General features: G+C 47.3%; 17 protein-coding genes. All 17 read left to right on the top strand.

What is annotated here, in order from left to right:
* Positions 1-379: 379 nt before the first annotated feature.
* Positions 380-1,447: a type 2 isopentenyl-diphosphate Delta-isomerase gene (gene fni, locus AC1VYS_RS26120; RefSeq protein WP_482912037.1), complete on the top strand. Its 1,068-nt coding sequence runs from the start codon at positions 380-382 to the stop codon at positions 1,445-1,447.
* Between the two features lie 253 nt (positions 1,448-1,700).
* Positions 1,701-1,847: a hypothetical protein gene (locus AC1VYS_RS26115; RefSeq protein WP_482912036.1), complete on the top strand. Its 147-nt coding sequence runs from the start codon at positions 1,701-1,703 to the stop codon at positions 1,845-1,847.
* A gap of 723 nt (positions 1,848-2,570) precedes the next feature.
* A complete protein-coding gene (locus tag AC1VYS_RS26110) occupies positions 2,571-5,870 on the top strand; it encodes an S-layer homology domain-containing protein (RefSeq protein ID WP_482912035.1) in 3,300 nt (1,099 codons plus the stop codon).
* 562 nt (positions 5,871-6,432) lie between these two features.
* The gene (locus AC1VYS_RS26105) at positions 6,433-6,654 is read left to right on the top strand and encodes a hypothetical protein (RefSeq protein WP_482934432.1); all 222 of its coding nucleotides are present in this window, start codon (positions 6,433-6,435) and stop codon (positions 6,652-6,654) included.
* A gap of 277 nt (positions 6,655-6,931) precedes the next feature.
* Positions 6,932-8,302 carry a helix-turn-helix domain-containing protein gene (locus AC1VYS_RS26100; RefSeq protein WP_482912033.1) on the top strand — a complete coding sequence of 457 codons (1,371 nt, stop codon included), beginning with the start codon at positions 6,932-6,934 and terminating at the stop codon, positions 8,300-8,302.
* A 266-nt stretch (positions 8,303-8,568) separates the two neighbouring features.
* Positions 8,569-8,739, top strand: a complete 171-nt coding sequence (locus AC1VYS_RS26095) for an aspartyl-phosphate phosphatase Spo0E family protein (protein ID WP_482912032.1) — start codon at positions 8,569-8,571, stop codon at positions 8,737-8,739.
* 298 nt (positions 8,740-9,037) lie between these two features.
* Positions 9,038-9,508, top strand: coding sequence for a GNAT family N-acetyltransferase (locus AC1VYS_RS26090; RefSeq protein ID WP_482912031.1), 471 nt, complete (start codon positions 9,038-9,040; stop codon positions 9,506-9,508).
* Positions 9,509-9,699: 191 nt separating this feature from the next.
* Positions 9,700-10,800: a redox-regulated ATPase YchF gene (gene ychF, locus AC1VYS_RS26085; protein WP_482912030.1), complete on the top strand. Its 1,101-nt coding sequence runs from the start codon at positions 9,700-9,702 to the stop codon at positions 10,798-10,800.
* 241 nt (positions 10,801-11,041) lie between these two features.
* Positions 11,042-11,641, top strand: coding sequence for an SUKH-4 family immunity protein (locus AC1VYS_RS26080; RefSeq protein WP_482912029.1), 600 nt, complete (start codon positions 11,042-11,044; stop codon positions 11,639-11,641).
* 499 nt (positions 11,642-12,140) lie between these two features.
* A complete protein-coding gene (gene prfA, locus AC1VYS_RS26075; protein WP_123065296.1) occupies positions 12,141-13,208 on the top strand; it encodes a peptide chain release factor 1 in 1,068 nt (355 codons plus the stop codon).
* 24 nt (positions 13,209-13,232) lie between these two features.
* On the top strand, positions 13,233-14,123 hold the full coding sequence (gene prmC / locus AC1VYS_RS26070; RefSeq protein ID WP_482915130.1) for a peptide chain release factor N(5)-glutamine methyltransferase: 891 nt from the start codon (positions 13,233-13,235) through the stop codon (positions 14,121-14,123).
* A gap of 85 nt (positions 14,124-14,208) precedes the next feature.
* The gene (locus AC1VYS_RS26065) at positions 14,209-15,438 is read left to right on the top strand and encodes an FtsW/RodA/SpoVE family cell cycle protein (RefSeq protein ID WP_482912028.1); all 1,230 of its coding nucleotides are present in this window, start codon (positions 14,209-14,211) and stop codon (positions 15,436-15,438) included.
* Between the two features lie 332 nt (positions 15,439-15,770).
* Positions 15,771-16,997: an FtsW/RodA/SpoVE family cell cycle protein gene (locus tag AC1VYS_RS26060; RefSeq protein ID WP_482912027.1), complete on the top strand. Its 1,227-nt coding sequence runs from the start codon at positions 15,771-15,773 to the stop codon at positions 16,995-16,997.
* Positions 16,998-17,294: 297 nt separating this feature from the next.
* On the top strand, positions 17,295-17,960 hold the full coding sequence (gene spoIIR / locus AC1VYS_RS26055) for a stage II sporulation protein R (protein WP_482912026.1): 666 nt from the start codon (positions 17,295-17,297) through the stop codon (positions 17,958-17,960).
* A gap of 157 nt (positions 17,961-18,117) precedes the next feature.
* A complete protein-coding gene (locus tag AC1VYS_RS26050) occupies positions 18,118-19,362 on the top strand; it encodes an L-threonylcarbamoyladenylate synthase (RefSeq protein ID WP_482912025.1) in 1,245 nt (414 codons plus the stop codon).
* A 258-nt stretch (positions 19,363-19,620) separates the two neighbouring features.
* The gene (locus AC1VYS_RS26045; protein WP_482912024.1) at positions 19,621-20,181 is read left to right on the top strand and encodes a manganese efflux pump MntP; all 561 of its coding nucleotides are present in this window, start codon (positions 19,621-19,623) and stop codon (positions 20,179-20,181) included.
* 63 nt (positions 20,182-20,244) lie between these two features.
* Positions 20,245-20,817, top strand: a complete 573-nt coding sequence (locus AC1VYS_RS26040; protein ID WP_482912023.1) for a low molecular weight protein arginine phosphatase — start codon at positions 20,245-20,247, stop codon at positions 20,815-20,817.
* Positions 20,818-20,833 lie beyond the last annotated feature (16 nt).

The raw sequence follows: 20,833 nt of genomic DNA, 5'->3' as shown, positions 1-20,833 counted from the left end.
TATAGTGCTCCTGGACTTCAATGAAGCATATAGTTGCTCCGAACCCCTGATAAGGTATTGATTGAGATCACGGGGTTTTGGAGTGTCCTTTCATTAGATTGAGAGGAACGGTATACTGGATGGAGTTGTCCATTGATGGGCGTAACCTTATAGGTTTTATCTAAGAACCGAATGGATAAGCTCAGTGGTTAACGACACAGGATGATATATTGGATAGGTGTGAGTGGATAGAACGGTGAGTGATTCTACCCAGTCCATTGCACCGCATTTACATAGTTAACAAGGGGTACGGAGCAACTTAACATAGGGTAGGGAGCAGGAAGCAAAACAACGCAGGCGAGCCTACCCTGCACATCATTCTCACATAGGAGGTCTCATCATGAACGAACAAGAGCGAGCCGGCAGACGGCTGCTACCCGAAGTGGCAACGGGAGAACGGAAGCTGGAGCACGTGCGCCTCTGTCTGGAGGAGAATGTGGCAGGAGAAGGCATAACGAGCGGACTGGAGAAGTATGCATTTCGTCATCATCCGTTACCGGAGCTGGATTTTGAAGAGGTGCGTCTGGACACTTCGTTCCTTGGCAAAAAAATGCGCACACCCTTGCTCATCAGTTCGATGACGGGTGGAAGCAAGACCACAGGCGCCATCAATGAGCGACTGGCACGGGTAGCGAACGCCAGAGGCTGGGCGCTCGGCGTAGGCTCGATCCGGGCTGCCGTGGAGCAGCCGGAACTCGCGAGCACGTTTGATGTCCGCCGCTGGGCACCGGACATCCCGGTCATCGCGAACCTGGGCGCGGTTCAGCTGAACTATGGCTTCAGCACGGCTGATTTCCAGCGTGCCGTGGATATCGCCGGCGCGGATCTGCTCGTGCTGCATCTGAACACGTTGCAGGAAGTATTCCAGCCTGAAGGCAATACAAACTTCAGTGGTCTGTACCAGCGGATCGAGACATTGTGCCGTGAATTGGACGTGCCTGTCGGTGTCAAGGAAGTGGGTTTTGGTATCGATGGCGTGACGGCACAGCGACTGTACGAAGCAGGCGTAGCATTCATCGATGTGGCTGGCGCGGGCGGGACAAGCTGGGTACAGGTGGAGAAGTATCGCAACAATAACCCGGTACGCCGGGCGGCTGCTGAAGCTTTTGCCGACTGGGGCATTCCGACAGCCGAATGCATCCAGGATGTGCGCGCACTGAACCCTGATGGAGCGCTGATCGGTAGCGGCGGACTATACACTGGCGTAGATGCTGCCAAAGCACTGGCACTGGGTGCTGACCTCGCAGGCTTCGGCCGCTCCTTGCTCGAATCCGCTGTCACCTCCGACGAGGCGCTGTCCGAGCGGCTAGAGCAGGTCGAATTCGAACTGCGCACCGTCATGTTTGGCATTGGCGCAGGTAGCATCGCAGAGGTGAAACAGACAGAACGTCTGGTTGAGCGGCGGTAAATCTTGGTGAAGTTGGGTGACGGACGGTGCTAGTAGCCCCGTTGGGACGCGTTTTAATGTTACAAAGGCAATCGAAATGTGGCTGACCACCTTGTCATGAAGCGATGCACCCTGTGCTGGGAGCTGCGCGCTACATGCTATCCAATGGATGATGGTTGTCAGCACCGTCCCAGCACTCAGCCGACTGCGTGACGCTTTAAAATCGGTGTTGCAGGAGATACCGGGCCGGACTGGAAAGAGGATGTTGGGGAGCATGGACATGCGGATGCCGAGCAGTCAGAGTGGTGAATCGAAGGTTAGTGAGCGGCGGACTGGCAGCATCGGTATCGGTATCGCTCCAAAAGCTCTAACGATCTCACAGAAGCTTATTTGGCGCTTTTTAAAGTGTTTAGGAATCTAACGATCACCACAAGCGCTATTTGTGCGAAAACCCGCAAAACTGGGCTAAAAACGTGACTTTTTAAGTAAATAAGCTCCCTGGTGATCGTTAGAATTTCAAAGTGACCAAAAAGGGGCAAATAGCGTCGCTGGTGATCGTTAGAATTCGTGAGGTGAGGTACAGTATTGCGCTCTCACCAGAAGCCGTGCTTGTATAGGGGAGAGATGAATGCGTTCCCACCAACATTGAATCAAAAATGTAACCCGAGCCGAAACAGCACCGCTGATGAATGTTTGTTAATGAGTTTAGAGTTGCTAACAAACAACAAATTAATAGTATTTAATGAAACAAAAACTCGAGCTCCACACCAGAGCTTGAGTTTTTTTGTTTCATTAAAAAGAAAGTATATGTTGCTGATTTTCCTTCCGTCTGGGAGAAAAGAAAAAGTAATGTTACTGGGGAAGTTCCCTTTAACTCAAAGTATAATTTTTTATTGTCTGTTAATCTATTACAGCTTATGATTAATAGGTAATATGTATCATTTTGGAGGATTAATGGCTTATATATTCAGATGTGTTTACTATGGATCTTTATTTTTGAGGGAGGCGATAGCCAATTCAACGTATCAAGAGAGTGATTTTGACACGAGTGTAACTCATCGTAAGAATAAAGTAACACCAATAGTAAACCAAAGACTTTGATGTAATGCGAGACATAGTTTAATGCTAAGAGGGGATACATACTATGAAATTGAAGAGATTGTTAAGTGTTATGTTAGCTGCACAATTTTTGCTAGGAAATGCGCTGATTTGGGGAGAAGGGACAGCTAATGCAAACTTGGCTACGGGGATGAATACAAACTCTTCTCATTTTACTGTCGAGACTTCCCGCTCCAGCGAAAAGAACGAATCGATCCAGCACGCTACTTCTGTGCTATCTTCGTCACCAGAAACAATAAGTGAAACGACGACTCGAACCGTTCTACCAAAGCCCAAAGTAACGGTAACCTCAACGGATAACTCGATAACGATAACATGGGATAAGGTTCCTGGAGCAGTAAATTATGGATTATTGATTAATCGGGATAGCAAAGGATTCATCCCGGATCGATCTTATACAATTACCAGAGCTACCCCCGGCTATACATACAGGATTGGAGTTTTGGGCTATGACGGCATGTATTATGGTGAACAGGAGGTACTCTTTGTCAGGTTAAAGGAGCCAGAACCTGTATATGATGATGCTGGTAGAATCGACTTTACAGGTAAACTTTCCGGCCAATTAGACCAGGTGATCAAAGAGGGATTTACATATGTTAACTGGGGGCTTTTCAACGCAAATAGTATGAGTTTATTTTACAAATTCAATGGCATTGAGCAGGCTGAGGTTTACGTCAATGATGTTAAAAGTACAGAATTACAAGGGCAAACAAGTTCAAGTGCGCGGATCAGCGGCCTGAAACCGGGGGAGAAAAATATCATTCGCCTCACATGGGCAGGTCAAGCCAATCCGTCTCAAACAGAGTCCCTGGAATTTATCGTTACACCACCTGCTGTGGATGCTTATACATTAGGAGATTCGAAAGCAGCTTTTGGGTCTGTGGTTGATCTGAAACAATTCGGTAAATGGTATCTTGTTGATGATCAAACATTGATCTCTCAAAATATCGTTTCAAAATATATCGATGTTCAGGGCGAGGCGGCAGTATGGAGAGTGGAAAGTTACTCCAATACAAACCCGGATAGTCTCGGTTATGAAATGGTTAAGATGAGGGCAGATAAATTAGCTCCTTTTCACCTATTGTCGTGGACAGCTAACGCGTATGACAATGGCGAGTACAATTACAGTTTCTCTTCCCCTATGGGCATCGTTACCAAAGATGATATGGAAAAATATACAGGTATCGTATTAAGTGATTCTAATGATACGAATCGAGTGGTGTCCAGCCTGGCTTTGGCTGATCCGAGTACATATGAGAGCGCATTTGGAAAATCAGGTAATCAGGGAGTTGTTTTTACAGAGACTGCTTCTGACCCACTTACATTTCCAGAGGGTCATATGAGCAATGTCGCGGCAGGAACGTTACAAAACTTTAAATATAAAGCGATATTAAAGTACAACGGTGAGTATAAAGGTCAAGGTACGGATGAAGATCCTTATGTTATTCCGACTTTGGCGAATGGGGAGCCTGTGCCCCCGAAAGTTGTATTAGGTAAACCAGGATATTTCGAAGCGAAAGAGATAGGTAATGACTTGTATTTAGTATGGAAGTCGGTAGAGGGTGCCGAATCATACGTACTGAAACGTGATGGGAAAATGATCTATGAAGGGCCTCTTTTGGAGTTTTTAGATGTTGGTGTAAATATAAATTCGGGGCATACATATACGATCGTTGCTCGCAAGGGTGATGTGTATGGTGAGGAAAAGGTGCATAAGGTTGCGAATACGATATACCTTCCTTATCCACCCGACTTCCAGGCCGAAGCTCTTGATTCAACCAAAGTTAGACTTTCATGGCGTGCGGTAGACAAAGCAACAGAGTATGTCATCACACGTAATGATCTGCCTTTGGCGGTGACCAAATCAACGTCGTACGAGGATGTGAATTTGACACCAGATGGCACGTATACTTACAAGGTTTTGGCGAAAAGTGGAAACAACGAGAGTTCTCCAGCTATCCAAAAGGTTAAGATGCCTAAGGTGACCGAGGACGTTGCTCCGAAAGGTCAGATTAAATTAAAAGTGAATCGGATATACGATGACAGAATAGATCTGCAATGGAACATGGTTGAAGGTGCAACTCAGTATGAGGTTTATCAGGATCGGGTGAACAAAGTTTGGTCTGGTCACTCGAATACCATGATGGCGTATACCCTTCAGCCAGGAAGAATATATACGTATCACATTGTAGCCAGCAATAAATATGGGAGAATTGAATCCGGCATTCTTGAGGTGCAGACAGCAGGTGTGCCTTTACCAATGAATGTTTCTCCAGTGAATGCACCGAATGCAACGATTGCGTTCGACTATCAGCCGATTGAAGGGGCAATTCATTATGTGGAGCGGAATCCGCAGACCAAGTATGTTCCTTTAGGGAACGGGGTTTATCGCAAAACTTATCTGAACACGGCTACTGGAGAAGCACGGGATGAAGGTATGGTTACTGCAGTTAATGGCCGATTGCAATTCAGTGAAACAGGCGTTGAGACAAACAAATATTATGAATATAATATCATTGCTGTTCATGTTAAGCCTGACGGATCAGAAGAGGTTATCGGAAAACAGACCGTTGCTGTGACGACACCTCCGGACGGAAGGGGAGCAACAGTATACGGGAATAATTATGATGTGCCCCCATACTACAATCCATACTATAATCCTTATGCATATCCTTATTCTTACCCTGCTCCTTATTCGAGTCCGAGTACGGCATCTGTAAAGAGCGAAAGTGTGACTATTGATACTCAGATTGTGCCTTCTAATCAGGGAAATCAACCTGCTAATGTTGGCTTTACTGATATCGCTACAAGTTATGGAAGGGAAGCCATCCTTGAACTGGCACAGAAGGGGATTGTAAAAGGTTATTCGGATGGAACGTTTGGTGCGAACCAAAAGGTGACAAGGGCTGAGTTTGCTATCTTTCTACAAAGAGCCCTTGGATACAATGCAATTACTCCTTATAACAATGAATTTACCGACGTGCATAGGGAGAGTTGGTATTATAATGAAATTATTCCTTCGCTGCAGCATGGTATTCTTAAAGGGTTCAGTGATGGTACGCTAAGACCTGATGCAAACGTCACAAGAGAACAAGCTTCGAGCATGATTGAGAATGTGATGAAGAAACAAGGTTATGTGCTGTCATCCTTTACAATGTATGAGGACAACGCAATGATCTCCAGTTGGGCGAGAAATGGGATTAATTTGGTCACACAAGAATCTGTGATGAAGGGATATCCAGGCCAAAAGTTTATGCCCAAAAAGCAGTTGACGAGGCAGGAGGCGGCGGTGATCATTCACAACCTCTTGAAGAAAACAAAATAAATGAATGGTTGCATACATCCCTTAAAGTTTGAAGCAGCATAAGATATAAGGTGCGTCCTCTTTCAAGAAAGTTGGTTTGTTGTTGCAACTACTTTTAATGCAAAGAAGGCGCTTTTAATTTTAGTGTACACTTTTCGAAAGTGGATGTAGTCATGATCAGCTTTAAAGTGAACATGTTGGCGAGTAGAGAGTCATATGCGCATATGCAGTGTAATTGAATGTTGTTCTTGTAGAAAACAAGCTAGATTCCAATTTTGAATTGTATTTAAATATGCTAACGATCTCACAGAAGCTTATTTGGCGCTTTTTGAAGTGTTTACGAATCTAACGATCACCACAAGCGCTATTTGTGCGAAAACCTCCGAAATCTGGCGAAAAACGTGACTTTTCAAGTAAATAAGCTCCCTGGTGATCGTTAGAATTTCAAAGTGACCAAAACGGGGCAAATAGCGTCGCTGGTGATCGTTAGAATTCGTGAGGTGAGGTACACGTTCGCGCTCGCTGGTCGCTCAATGTAGGAATGAAATTAGCGCTAAGGTTGTAACCGATAGTTGCTCTCTGTATGGAGTGCGGGAATTGTATGGTTTGTTTTGGGTATGAAGAACAAGAGGAGCAAGTTTGCACTGCGATCTACGCTCTTTTGGTTAACGGGGCGATCTTGCTCAGTGCAGGGTATTATTTGAAGGTAGCCATAATGTTTGTACCTGCTTCCATCGTTTGGGCTGGACCTGCTTATGGGATCAGGTACGTTCTGGATTTTCCGTCCGATGTATGTTTGCCTTAATAAGCATCGTCTGTGCTTATCTTTTTGGGTTAATGGGGACTGCTTTAGGACGTTTCCTTCAGAAAAGTGTGTAATTTGGCAGACTGAGGAATGCATCACAATGGCTGGAGTTTGGAATCGTACTGAATAATATTACGCCACAAAAAGATCGCTCAACTAAAATGGGGCGGTTTTTTTGCATATTAAAGTAAAATATTTACAAGTAAAATATTGATGCTTCTTGCTAGAATATTGTATGATCGCATTGATCTTCATTTCTTGGGAAGGTGGTATCCTGTTGAGCGAAAAAGCTACTATTCGTGACCATTTAGAACATTTTTTAAAAAGGAATCGAATGACCATCAATCGCTTTTCCGAGATTTCTGGCGTGAATTCCGGGACATTGAGCGGCACGTTGAAAGGGAATCGTCCCATAGGCTTAAATCAATTGGATCGCATTACGGCTGGCATTGGGATGCCTGAAGGCGAATTATATGAACAATACATACATGAGTATTTAGTAGACTCTACTCTGGATTGGAGAAGGCTCAGACCTTTTCTATATCGTTGTGCAGAACTAGGCCATATACCACATATGGAGACAGCGGTGAACTATGTGATGGATAACCTTTCTTACGTACCTCTGTTGTTTGAGCTGGCAGAGCAGTTGCATAACGAAGGAAAGATGGAGGCTTGTAAACCGCTCTATCGCTGTGTCGCTGAAAGTGAGAAATTGCAACATTCGGAACGTCTGGCTTTATGCCAATATCGTCTGTTTTCGATAGGACTTTCGAATGACCAAGTTCATAATCTTACGCTAGCCACACGATTCGAACTGTTCGTAGAACGTCTTGATGAGCAATACCAATTTGATGCGCTGAATGAACTGATCAATGTGTATGCATCCTTGCGCCGCTGGGACAAAGTGAAAGAATTCGCCGATCAGCTACAGATTAAAGCTTTTATTCAATATGATGCCAAGAAAACATTACGAGAAGTAGAGACCAGGACCAAAAAGAAGATCGTTTATTATGCGTTGTATTCGTATCTTGCTCTTGCTGAGGTCAGTTATCAACATGGGAAGTATGAAGAAACGCTTCAGTATGTCTCCAAATACGCTGATTACAGCTGGATTAAAGATCCCACAGAAGAGGAACAGATGGTGATTCTTCAGTTTCAGGATTGGTCTGAGGGAAATAACTACTATTTTAGATTGCTGTCAGGTGAAACAGAGCTGATTCCAGATTATTTAACGTATATCTCTGATCGCAGAAAAGAAATATTTCCTGCATTATGCGCCATAGTGACCGCGGCAAATCGATATAATGTCAATATTGACGATGTACTTGAGCAGTATCAATCTCATCTGGTTTACGAGGAACAGAGCAGTCGCTTCGGAAAAATGAGCAAACAATACACCAATGATCAATATGGTATTTTGCTTGCAGGGTTAGGTACGTATTATTTAAGAAATAACCACTATGACAGAGGCGTAGCTTATATTCGCCAAGGCATGGAATTTGCGATTGAAAACATGAATAAAGATGGACTTCTCGATTGTCTAGGCCTGTTTGATGATTTGCAGTACGTCGTCACTGGACTAGGGGCCAAGCCTAGCGCCGAGTTGCTTATTGAGAAGATACAGAGATTGTACAGTCCGGAACGTTGAAAGGGTACAAAAAGTAAAGAAAAAATATAGATGAGTGAGTGCCACATCGAATTACAGCTAAGTACTTTTCCCGTAGGTCATAAAGAGCTTAGACGCGTTGCACCCTGATGCATCCTCCGTTTTGAAATTCCTTATATAGACAGTTGGTGTAGATTGTCCAAGGGTATTTCGGAAAAGGGTGTTTTTGTTGTTTTTGCTGTTGGAGTTTATTTGAATTTCTGCTAATTAGCAGGATGTTCTAGAATGATACAGCAGGGAGGGGTGTTATGGAGCGGGACGAACTCAAACTGCGGATTGAAGAAGCGAGGGAGAGACTCCACCAAATAAAAACGGAGTACGGCGAGCTTCTTCACCCTCAGGTGATCCAACAGTCGATGGTACTGGATGAACTTATTAATATGTACAATCAGGTGAAAAGGGTAAAGCCGATGGGATAATCCATCGACCTCTGGGCGAGAAACTTTGGCCGGTCGCTCGCCTTTCTATACGAGTGGAATTCGGCAATTTTTCGTATAGAGATATAAACGCAGAAGCTGATTCAAAAGTTGGCTTTTAATATATTGTGAAACAGTGAAGCAGTGGGAACTCGGAAAGGGGTATGATAAGGTAGATATAATATGAGGAGTTGAAGTAATTAGAGATTTAACTACAAAGGTAACTAGATAACGAATCAGGTGTCCAAATATACATAATTATCTCACCTAAGTTATCACATCCAGATGAGGAGGATACAACATGGAACTGTCTCCAATGACAGCAGAACAATTTGCGAGTTTTCGCAGACGTTCAATTGAAGATTTTGCACAGGAAAAGGTAGAAGCAGGAACATGGGCGCCGGAGGAGGCACTAGGGCGTGCAGAGGAATCGTATGAACGTTATCTGCCAGAAGGGTTGGATACGCCAGGGGCATATGTGTTTAATCTGATGCATCCGGTGGACGGCATTGTCGGATACCTCTGGTTTAACATTACGGAGAATCGGCACGGGAAAGAAGCCTTTCTGCTGGATATCGTGGTGGAAGAAGCATATCGCGGCAAAGGGTACGGCACAGAAACCATGGATGCACTTGAAAAGACCGCGCGAAGTCTTGGAGTGGATCGCATTGGGCTACATGTGTTTGGACATAATGAGCGGGCGAGCAGCCTGTATCGCAAGATGGGCTATGAAGTGACGGACTTGACGATGTACAAAGAAATTAAAGGGTAAACCTAATAGCAGATAATCTAAGACAAAGGTACCCTCTATGCAAACGAATCATCCGCAGTAACCGGGGATTTCGGGAAGTGAATGGCGCTTTGGTCGAATTGGCGAAGTTCCTTGATGCCTTGGGGTTTGTCATATATAATGGTTAGGATTATCCATACCGAACAAGTAATGAATGAGGAGTTGTCATATACATGGCTTTGAAAGCAGGGATCGTTGGTTTGCCGAACGTTGGTAAATCCACATTGTTTAACGCAATTACACAAGCAGGTGCCGAGTCGGCAAACTATCCATTTTGTACGATTGACCCGAACGTGGGGATCGTAGAAGTACCAGACGAGCGTTTGGACAAATTGACAGAACTCGTTGTACCGAAAAAAACAGTGCCTACCGCATTTGAGTTTGTTGATATCGCAGGTCTGGTACGCGGAGCTTCCAAAGGTGAAGGCCTGGGTAACAAGTTCCTGGCCCACATCCGTGAAGTGGATGCCATTGTACACGTGGTACGTTGTTTCGTAGACGAGAACATCACTCACGTCGATGGCAAGATTGATCCTGTAAGTGACATTCAGACGATTAACCTGGAGTTGATCCTGGCGGATATCGAGAGTGTTGAGAAAAAAATCGACCGTTCCAAGAAAAACATGAAGGGCGGCAACAAAACGGCTGCTCAAGAAGTGGAAGTATTGGAGAAAGTCAAAGCAGTCCTTTATGAAGACAAGCCCGCACGCAGCATGGAGCTGACAGACGAAGAGCGTCTGATTGTACGTGATCTGCACTTGTTAACGCTGAAACCGGTTCTGTATGCTGCCAATGTGGCAGAAGACGAAATTGGCGATGTAGCCAACAATGCATATGTACAAAAAGTAAGAGAGTTTGCAGCTACCGAAAATGCAGAAGTAGTGCCGATCAGTGCAAAAGTGGAGGAAGAAATCTCCGAGCTGGAAGGCGAAGATAAACAAATGTTCCTGGAAGAGCTCGGCATCGAGGATTCCGGGTTGAACTTGCTCATCAAAGCGGCTTATAAGTTGCTTGGATTGTATACGTACTTTACAGCGGGTGTACAAGAGGTTCGTGCGTGGACGATCCGCAAAGGAACCAAAGCGCCTGGCGCAGCGGGTGTTATCCACACCGACTTTGAGCGTGGATTCATCCGTGCAGAAGTTGTTTCTTACGACGATCTGGTTGCAGCGGGTTCCATGAACGGTGCCAAAGAGCGTGGTCAACTGCGTCTGGAAGGTAAAGAGTACGTGGTAAATGACGGCGACGTGATGCACTTCCGTTTCAACGTGTAATCTAAAAAAGGATTCAAGACGGGTCGGCCTATTGAGGCTTACCGGTTAAAATAAAGAACAGCACTACTCTCTTTCGTGGAGGATAGTGCTGTTTTTGTTATTTGGCAATTTGTTTGGCAATTTTATTCAGCGGGAAAAGAACAGATATGCTTTATGCAGATATGATTACGTTTTCACTGGATTGTTTATTTGTGATGGATATAATAAAAAGAAAGAAGTACCGCTCAAGGAGGTGGCAAGATTGGACAATACGTCCCAGTTGGTTCGATATGATCCTCTACTAGTAGAAAAAGCAAATTTATCCGAAGAAACGCAGGAGGTACTGCTTCATTCCGGCTTGCCACAACTCACGTTGGACGGTGAAAATGTACTTGGGATTAAGTTCAACTCGCTGCCTGATATGGAGTTGATGAGGACAGTAGATGATCTCAAAACGATATTACCCATCGGTTATGAATGGGATGAGGAGACAGCGATTCTCGGGTTGGAATCTGTAACGGGCATACTGTATAGAGTCGATGCGCAGAGCGGAGAGTATGATGTAATAAATAGCAGTATCCATCTGTTTCTGGCTTTTCTGAGCAGGTACACAGCAATCGTACAGGAGCACTCCAAAGCCTACGAGCCCACTGTCATGACACGGGAACAAGCGGAAGCGAAGCTGGAAGCATTTCGACGCGGAGAGCTTAAACCTCGTTTACAGCAAAACGAGCAATCTGGTAGAGGTGAAGCGGTGAAGCAACTTCGTTTATTTTATACAGAGAAAGACCCTGTAAGTTTGCTTGATGAAGAAACATGGTGGAGTGTTGTGCTGGAGCAGTTGGAGGATGAGATGCTCTAGCGATGCTCTGTTTACTGCTCTGTTTAATGTTGTTGTAATACCATCATTCAATTTAAAAATACATGGACTTTATTTCAAAGATAATGTAGATTTCAATACCGATGGTTATCGGAAAGAGTCTTGATTTGGCATAAAAATTTTAATGTTTGGCACCACGAACTATTGCTATTCAGGAGCATAAGAATATGCTATAATTAAGAGTCGTATAACCAGGATAAAGTGTTCGATCTAATCGATAAGATCAGACGAGGGCTTCAGGTGGTTAGCGATTTCTTTATATCACTTTAAAAGTAAAGGATTTGATGACGTTGTAGCGAGGTTATACGTCGATCATTTAACACATGATGAATTGGAATGACATGCTGCGGTCAGGGGATTTCAGAAGAATCCCGTGGTTTGTGGAATTTTGAATTATAGATATGTAAAACAGATAATGCATGTGACAGCGTTAGGGAAGACGACATGCACAAAGACAAAATAAAACGTGAGGTGACTATACATGTTGGATAAATTGCAGGCATTGGCCGATCGTTATGACAAGCTGAGCGAGCTTTTGTGTGACCCGGATGTAGCTAGTGATAACAAAAAGCTGCGTGAATATTCGAAGGAGCAATCCGATCTTCAGCCGACATACGATGCGTACAATGAGTACAAACAGGTAAGCGAGGATTTGGAAGCGGCGAAGGAAATGCAAGGCGAGAAGCTGGATGACGAGATGCGCGAGATGGTCAAAATGGAAATTGAAGAATTGTCCGCTCGCCAGAAAGAACTGGATGATCTGATTCGTGTACTCATGCTGCCGAAAGATCCGAATGACGACAAAAACGTTATTGTGGAAATTCGCGGCGCGGCTGGTGGAGATGAAGCGGCATTGTTTGCGGCGGATCTGTACCGGATGTATACCCGTTATGCGGATGCTCAAGGCTGGAAAGTCGAGCTGATGGACGTGAACACGAATGACCTCGGTGGGTTCAAAGAGGTTGTATTCATGATCAACGGACGCGGTGCGTACAGCAAAATGAAATACGAGAGCGGCGCACACCGTGTACAACGTATCCCGACAACGGAATCCGGTGGCCGGATTCATACATCGACTTCAACCGTTGCGGTGATGCCGGAAGCGGAAGACTTTGATATCGAAATTCACGATAAAGACATTCGTGTGGATACGTTCTGTTCCAGTGGTGCCGGTGGACAATCGGTTAACACAACGAAATCGGCAGTACGGGTAACTCACGTACCAACAGGTATCGTAGCGACGTGTCAGGATGGGAAATCCCAGAACTCCAACAAAGAAAAAGCGTTGCAAGTTCTGCGTACACGTATCTTTGATATGAAACGTATGGAAGAAGAAGCGAAAATCTCCGTAGAGCGCAAGAGCAAAGTGGGAACGGGTGACCGTAGTGAGCGGATCCGTACGTACAACTTCCCGCAGAGCCGTGTAACGGATCACCGCATCGGTCTGACAATGCACAAGCTCGATCAAATCATGAACGGTGAGATTGAAGATATCTTGTCTGCCCTGACGATTGCTCAGCAGACCGAGATGATGGACAGAGGAGAATAATCTGTGACGGGCGGACAGTTTGTAATGACGCCGGAGCAGAGTTGCCGGGAAGCCTTCGTAGAGGCTTCCTCTTTTTTGGAGAAGTGCGGCGTGTACGAGCCGCACAACAATGCACGGCTGCTACTGGAGCATGTACTGGGCGTCTATGGCGCCCAGTATTACATGATGCAGCCGGAGCCGTTCCCCAGCGGGCTGCGCAGCCTCTGGGAAGACGCCGTCACGCGCAAGGCTGCGGGTGAGCCGGCGCAGTACATTATCGGCAGCCAGGAATTCTACGGGCTGCCGTTCGAGGTCACGCCGGCCGTGCTGATTCCGCGGCCGGAGACCGAGCTACTGGTCGAAGCTGTGCTACGCGCAGCAGACCGCGTGTTTGCCGGCGACGGCGGTGCGGTGCGCGCCGTCGACATTGGCACGGGCAGCGGCGCCATCGCGGTAACGATGGCTTCGCTTCGCCCGCAGTGGCAGGTGTCCGCCGGGGATCTCTCGGCGGATGCCCTGCACGTGGCCGCGCGCAACGCGGCCGCGAACGGCGTACAGATCGACTTCCGTGAAGGCGATCTGCTTGCTCCGTTCGCTGGGGAGCGGTTGGACATCCTGGTGTCCAACCCGCCCTACATCCCGGCGGGAGATATCGCCGGGTTGCAGCAGGAGGTGCGCGATCATGAGCCGCGCCTCGCGCTGGATGGCGGTCCGGACGGGCTTGCCCCGTACCGCATCATGGTGGAGCAGCTGAAGCTGCTGCCTGCGCCGCCGCAGATTGTCGGTTTTGAGCTGGGCATGGGCCAGGCTCAGGACGTGGCAGCATTGCTGGAATCGGCGGGACATTGGCCGGAGATTATTATCGTTCCTGACCTTGCCGGAATCGAACGGCATGTCCTGGGTGTTCGACCTTCGGAACAGGTGACAAAAATGTAAGGCACGTAAGTTTTCTTTTTGCCGTGAAATCCTCTACAATGGGGTATGCCGAAGATTTTCTGAATGCTTGGGGGAACATAATTACATGCTGCACAAATTCAAAAAGATCGACTACTCCATCGTTTTTATTTTGGTGATCCTGATGGTCATCAGTATCATGGCCATTTACAGTACTACGTTTGGTCGTCCAAAGGTTGAGGGATTCTCCAAAAACATGATTGTATTTTATGTTTTGGGTTTTGCTGTTTTTTTCGGAATGTCCATGATCAACTATAAATTTATCGTCAAAAATTATTTATACATCTATGGGCTGGGTCTGTTACTGTTAGTGCTGGTTTTGTTTATTGGTAACGAGTACTACGGAGCCCAGGGCTGGCTTTCGATCGGCGGGATCAGTCTCCAGCCTTCGGAGCTATTCAAACTATGTCTTATTGTCATGCTATCGACACTGCTCGCAAGGAAGAAGCACAGGCCGTTGTTTTTTGGGCGAGATGTCATTCCAATCAGTTTATGTATTCTGCCGCCTTTACTGCTTGTGTTACTGCAAAATGACCTGGGTGCGGTACTCAGCTATATTTTTATCTGGATCGGTTTATTGTGGATCGGTAATATCAAGTTTTCACATGCCCTGATTGGTTTTGTGCTGGCGGTAAGTGCCATCGTCGCTGGCATACAGGCATACATTCATTATCATGATGAAATTACAACTTTCCTCAAAGATATTAAACGTGCACACTGGGCAGAACGATTTGATCCGTGGCTTGTGCCTGAACTGACGTCCAGAGACGTATTGTGGCAGACGTATAATGCCAAACTTGCCATTGGGTCCGGTGGTGTTACCGGCAAAGGGTATATGGAAGGAACGACCATTCAATCCAATCGGGTACCACTGGCCTATGCAGACTCGATTTTTGTGCAGATTGGTGAAGAGTATGGCTTTGTTGGAGCATCGGTACTTCTTTTACTGTACTTCATCCTGATCCATAGGCTTGTTTTGATTGCTTTGGAATGTAAGGATCGGGTAGGGGCTTATTTGATCGTAGGTATTGTTGCGATGATTCTGTATCAGGTCTTTGTCAATATCGGACCGTTTATAGGACTCATGCCACTGACGGGTATTACCTTGCCATTCATTAGTTATGGAGGAACATCACTGCTCATTAACATGATCAGTATGGGCATCGCCATGAGCATCAAGGTACACACGGAAGAGAATGAAGATATTCTTGGATCGGCGGAGCAACCGAGCATTACGGAACTGATAATGAAGTTGTTCAGACGCAAACCTGCGCAGAAGGAACAACCGGAACAGTGAACATGAACGTTGACATCAAGGTTAACAGTATGGTTACATTCAAGCTCGCTTGTAAAGAATTATCATAAATGAAATATCGAAAAGACGTCAGATCGACCTTGGAACCGTTCTTCCCGGCAGCAGCTTGGGATGGACTTTCAAGGTTTTTTTGTATTTTACAGGCACCTTTATACAGGAACATGATCCACTATAATAACCGCTATTAGCTGTAAAATTAGCTGTAAAATTTAAAGTAAACCGGATTTCCATTCTCCCACCCAATTAGGTACAATGGTAATATTGATCATTATTGGTAAAGCACGATGTGTGGACTAGGGGGATATTAAAACATCATGTGGAAAATGGTAAAAAAGCTGGATGGCATCATTCTTTTTGTCTTGTTGTTGTTAATGGTTATCAGCATATTTGCCATTTACAGCGGTACACGTTTTGATCCCAAACTGGCGAATCATCATGTGAAAACGATCTATTTCTATATCGTTGGATTTATCGCTGTCATTGGAATTGGTTTGATTAACTACAAGGTGTATGTAAAATACGCGTTTATGGTATATGGTGTAGGCATTGTTTTCCTGATACTGGCTAATGTGCTTGGGAGTAAGGTGAATAACGCGAATGGCTGGCTGAAGATCACCGAAACGATTTCGTTTCAACCCGCGGAATTGTTCAAAATGATCCTCATTCTGTTTCTCGCTCATCTCATTGTGAAGCGGAAGCGTGGAGAGCTGGGGTTCTGGAGAGATGTGGTACCGATTGGGCTCTGGACATTTATTCCGTTTGCGCTCGTTATGGCACAGAATGATCTGGGTAACGCTCTTGGTTATGTGATTATCCTGGTTGCGGTGTTATGGATCGGTAATATCAAGCTGAAACATGCGTTAATCGTGCTTACGATTGTAGCTGCATTCTTTATTGGTTTCATCAAATCGTACACCTTCTATCATGATGAAGTATTTGCCTTTCTGGAAAAGATCAAACGTGAGCACTGGGCTGAACGGATTGATCCGTGGCTTGTGCCGGAGAAGGCCACAGCCAAAGCGATGTGGCATACCAAAAACGCCGGGCTGGCCATCGGATCAGGTGGGATCATGGGCAAAGGATTTTTGGAAGGAACCTCGGTCCAAAGCGGAAGAGTGCCTTATACGTACTCGGATTCGATCTTTGTGGTGGTGGCTGAGGAATTCGGTTTTGTGGGAGCTTCGCTGCTAATCCTATTGTATTTTATCCTCATCCACCGGATGGTACTGATTGCTCTGGAGTGCAAAGAACGGGCCGGACCCATTATCATTGTGGGCATTATCGGGATGTTGCTCTATCAGGTGTTTGAAAATGTAGGCGCATTCCTTGGCCTCATGCCGCTGACGGGCATTACTTTGCCATTTATCAGTTATGGCGGGACGTCTTTGCTGATTAACATGGCCTGTATCGGCCTGGTCATGAGCATTAAGTTGTACGGTGACGAGGATGAAGATGAATGGTTTCCGGAGGAAGAGTCTCCTTCATTGATGCAGCGGATTTGGAGTCTGATGAAAAAGAAAAAAGAGAATAGCGCGATGTAGTCGTATTTTTCGGTACTAATCAGTACTTGTATAATGCGGATTAGAATATAATTTTAATAAAATACTACTTAATAAAATACTACTTGCGAAAAGAAGAGCTTAGGTTAACCTAGGCTTCTTTTTTATGTTTATGAAGGTACGTTTTAAGAACATTAGTGATAGGCTGGCCGGATCTGTTTCTATGAAAATTTTTAATAGATTTCAGGTTTGTACTAGGTTTACTTCTTCCTCTACCGGGCATACTGATAGACATGAGAGAGTTGCAGCTGGATATCGGAAACCGAGGGGGAGAACGGAATGAACAGACGAATTGTAAAACAAATTGGACTTATCATTGTATGTCTTATGATGATCATTATGATGTGGGAAGGTCAGAAAACCGATGCGGCTGTTGCTGCTGCTACCATTCCGGAGCAATCGATCCGTTTGCGTATTCTAGCGAATTCCGATGCGGCCGGAGATCAGCTTGTGAAACGTGAGATTCGGGATGCCGTTGTGGCACAGATGGGCGAGTGGGTTGGGACGCTGGAGAATCCGCAAAGTCTGGAGCAGGCAAGGCATGTCATTCGGGAGCATCTGTCCGAGATTGAGAATCGGGTAGGGGAAGAGCTAAATAAACGAGGTCTGACTTATGATTATCAGGTGGAGCTTGGCACGGTTCCTTTTCCAACCAAGCTGTATGGCGGTACGGTGTACCCTGCTGGCGAATACGAAGCGGTACGTATTACGCTGGGCGAGGGCAAAGGGCAGAACTGGTGGTGTGTATTGTTCCCGCCGCTCTGTTTCATCGATGCAAGTACAGGGGACGCGCTGGCTAAACCATCGACAACGACAGTCTCTGCGGCATCAGCAGATGCAGTAGAGGTGAAGGCAACTGTGCAGGGTGAGAAGCCTGAAGCGAGATTCTTCCTGTGGGATGTAGCTGTACAATTGTGGGATTGGATAACAGGAATATTCGCTTAACAACGAACTTATAATATATAGGGAGCTTCCTTTTGTATATGAACAGGATACGCAGGGGAACAACCGCATGTTTGGATCGAACCTGAAACGTAATAGATATGGTATACTTATATGTACTGAAATTGAACCTACTTGAAGTTTAGGGATGATGATATATATGAGCAGAGAGCACGAAAAGGTACAACAACCCTCATTGGAGGACAAGCATAATGCAGCTGTAGAGAGAGCCAAGGGGGAACACAACACAGCCTTTTGGGATGTCAGAGTACTGTTGCATGAGCAGGGTGAGGGGGAGAACATAAATGAGCACGTGCAAGGGATTTCCCCGGTTTCGGATGTGAAAAAGGAGAGTGCCGCCCGTGAAGCGGCGCTCGCTGACTTGCAGGCAGCCGCGGCCTGCCTTCGTCAAGGGAAGACGGTTGCCTTCCCGACCGAGACGGTCTACGGCCTCGGCGCAGACGCGCGTAGCACGGAAGCGGTAGAAGCGGTATTTGCCGCCAAAGGGCGGCCTTCCGACAATCCGCTGATTGTGCATATCGCGCACCGTGACCAGCTGCACGAGCTGGTCACTGAGGTAAATGCAGCGGCGGAAGCGCTGATGGCGGCCTTCTGGCCGGGCCCGCTGACGCTGGTGCTGCCGGTTAGGCCGGGGGCAGTGTCCCCGCGGGTCACCGCCGGGCTGGATACGGTGGCCGTGCGCATGCCGGACCACCCGGTGGCGCTGCCACTCATCGCGGCGGCGGCATGCCCCGTGGCTGCGCCAAGTGCGAACCGCTCCGGGCGGCCTAGCCCGACCCTCGCCGCGCATGTGCGGGAGGATCTGGATGGCCGCATCGGCGGCATTGTGGACGGCGGCCCCACGGGGGTGGGTGTCGAGTCCACCGTGGTGCAGGCCGGTGACGACGGTACCGTCACCATCCTGCGCCCTGGCGGCATCACGGCGGAACAGCTGTCCGCCGTGGCCGCCCGTGTCGCCACGGACCCGGAGCTTCTCGCCGAAGGGTCCGGTGGCGACAGCACCAGCCCGGCGCCGCGCTCGCCGGGCATGAAGTACACGCACTACGCACCCGCAGGGGCGCTGTGCGTGGTGGAGGGGCCGCCCGCAGCGGTGGCGGCCTGGACCCGCGCCGCCCTCGCAGAGGCGGCGCAGCGCGGAGAGCGCACCGCGGTGCTGGCGTTCGCCGAGCACGCGGAGCAGTACCGCGCCGATGCCGTGTTCTCGCTGGGCGACGCCAGCGAGCTGCAGGAAGCTGCGCGCAGGCTATACGCCGCGCTGCGTAGTTGCGATGAGCAGGGCGCCACATATATTGTGGCGGAAGCCTGCTCGCGCGAAGGGCTGGGAGCAGCCGTCATGAATCGGCTGCTCAAGGCGGCAGGCAACCAACTTATTCAAGTTGGTTGAGCCGCCCACCTAAACGCTCCTGCCCACGGGATCAGGAGCAAGCCTTAACTTTCGCAAGCATGCATCTCGCTTGCATGCAACCGTAACATTTAACGTCCTAATCTATTATTTTCATAGTAGCAAGGGCGCCCTTGATCTGTTTTTTCAATGGAACGCTATATTGATACTTCTTACCTCTAGTTTCCCTGCATCCGTCATGTTTGGGTCCTTGTCCGCATATCGTGTACAAGAACCTTTACGTGACTTGGGGGTATGAGGATGTGGGATGTGTCTGCCCATGTGGGGCAGTTGGTAACCATTCTGATTATGGCGGTTGCGCTAGGACTTGATGCATTCTCGCTGGGCATTGGCATTGGTATGAAGGGCATACGGCTGCGGGATATATTGAAAATCAGTACGGTCACCGCACTGTTTCATGTCCTCATGCCGCTTGCTGGCATGTACATGGGCAAGTATGTCAGCTCCTTGCTGGGCAATATCACAAACTATGCCGCAGGTGGCTTGCTGGTGTTGCTGGGTGCTCACATGATTTTGAATGCGTTCCGCGAAGGAGAAACCAAGCTGGTAGATCACCGGTCCCTGCTTGGCATTATTTTATTTTCGCTCAGTGTCAGCGTAGATTCATTCTCTGTCGGGGTGTCGCTTGGCATGTTCAGCAGTGATCTTGTCCTGACCATTCTGGCCTTTGGTTTCTGCGGCGGCTTGATGTCGATCATGGGGCTGCTTCTCGGGCGCCGGGTGAGTCAGAACCTGGGGGATTACGGCGAGGCCGTAGGCGGGGCAATCTTGCTTGCTTTTGGACTTTTGTTTATATTTTAAAATAAATCGTGTGAAAGATAGGATAGGCTTATCACATCTTGATCCAATGGGGAGGCTAACATAATGAAACATATTTTATTCGTATGTACAGGCAATACGTGCCGCAGCCCCATGGCAGAAGGGCTTTTGCGGAAACTTGCTTCCGAGCGTGGCATACAGGTGGATGTTCGTTCTGCGGGTGTGGCGGCAACGTCGGGCATGCCGATCTCTCTCCATGCCGAAGCGGTGTTGAGAGATCATAGCGCAGAAGGGCCGGCCCACTCCACGCAGCTCAGTGCAGAACTGGTTGAATGGGCGGATCTCGTATTGACGTTGACCCGGAGCCATAAGCAACATGTGATGCAGGTGTTTCCGGATTCCATTCAGAAGACGTACACCCTGAAAGAGTATGTCGAGAACGATGCACAAGTGCTTCAAGACCTGGAGGAATTGGACAGCCTGTTTGCTACACTGGAGATGAAACGCGCGCTGGGACAGGAGATTCTAGCTTCGGAACGTGAGCGTGCGATCGAGATTCGGCAGCGTATCCCAAGCTTTGATATCTCGGACCCGTTTGGCGGCAGTCGGGACGATTACAATATCGCGGCGGCAGAGATAAGGACCGCATTGTCCAGGCTTTTGGATAAGCTTGAATAATTCACTCAAGCATAGG

Source organism: Paenibacillus sp. G34, from assembly GCF_056856875.1.
The sequence above is the reverse complement of the archived record's forward strand: the minus strand, read 5'-3'. Positions and strand labels throughout refer to the sequence as shown.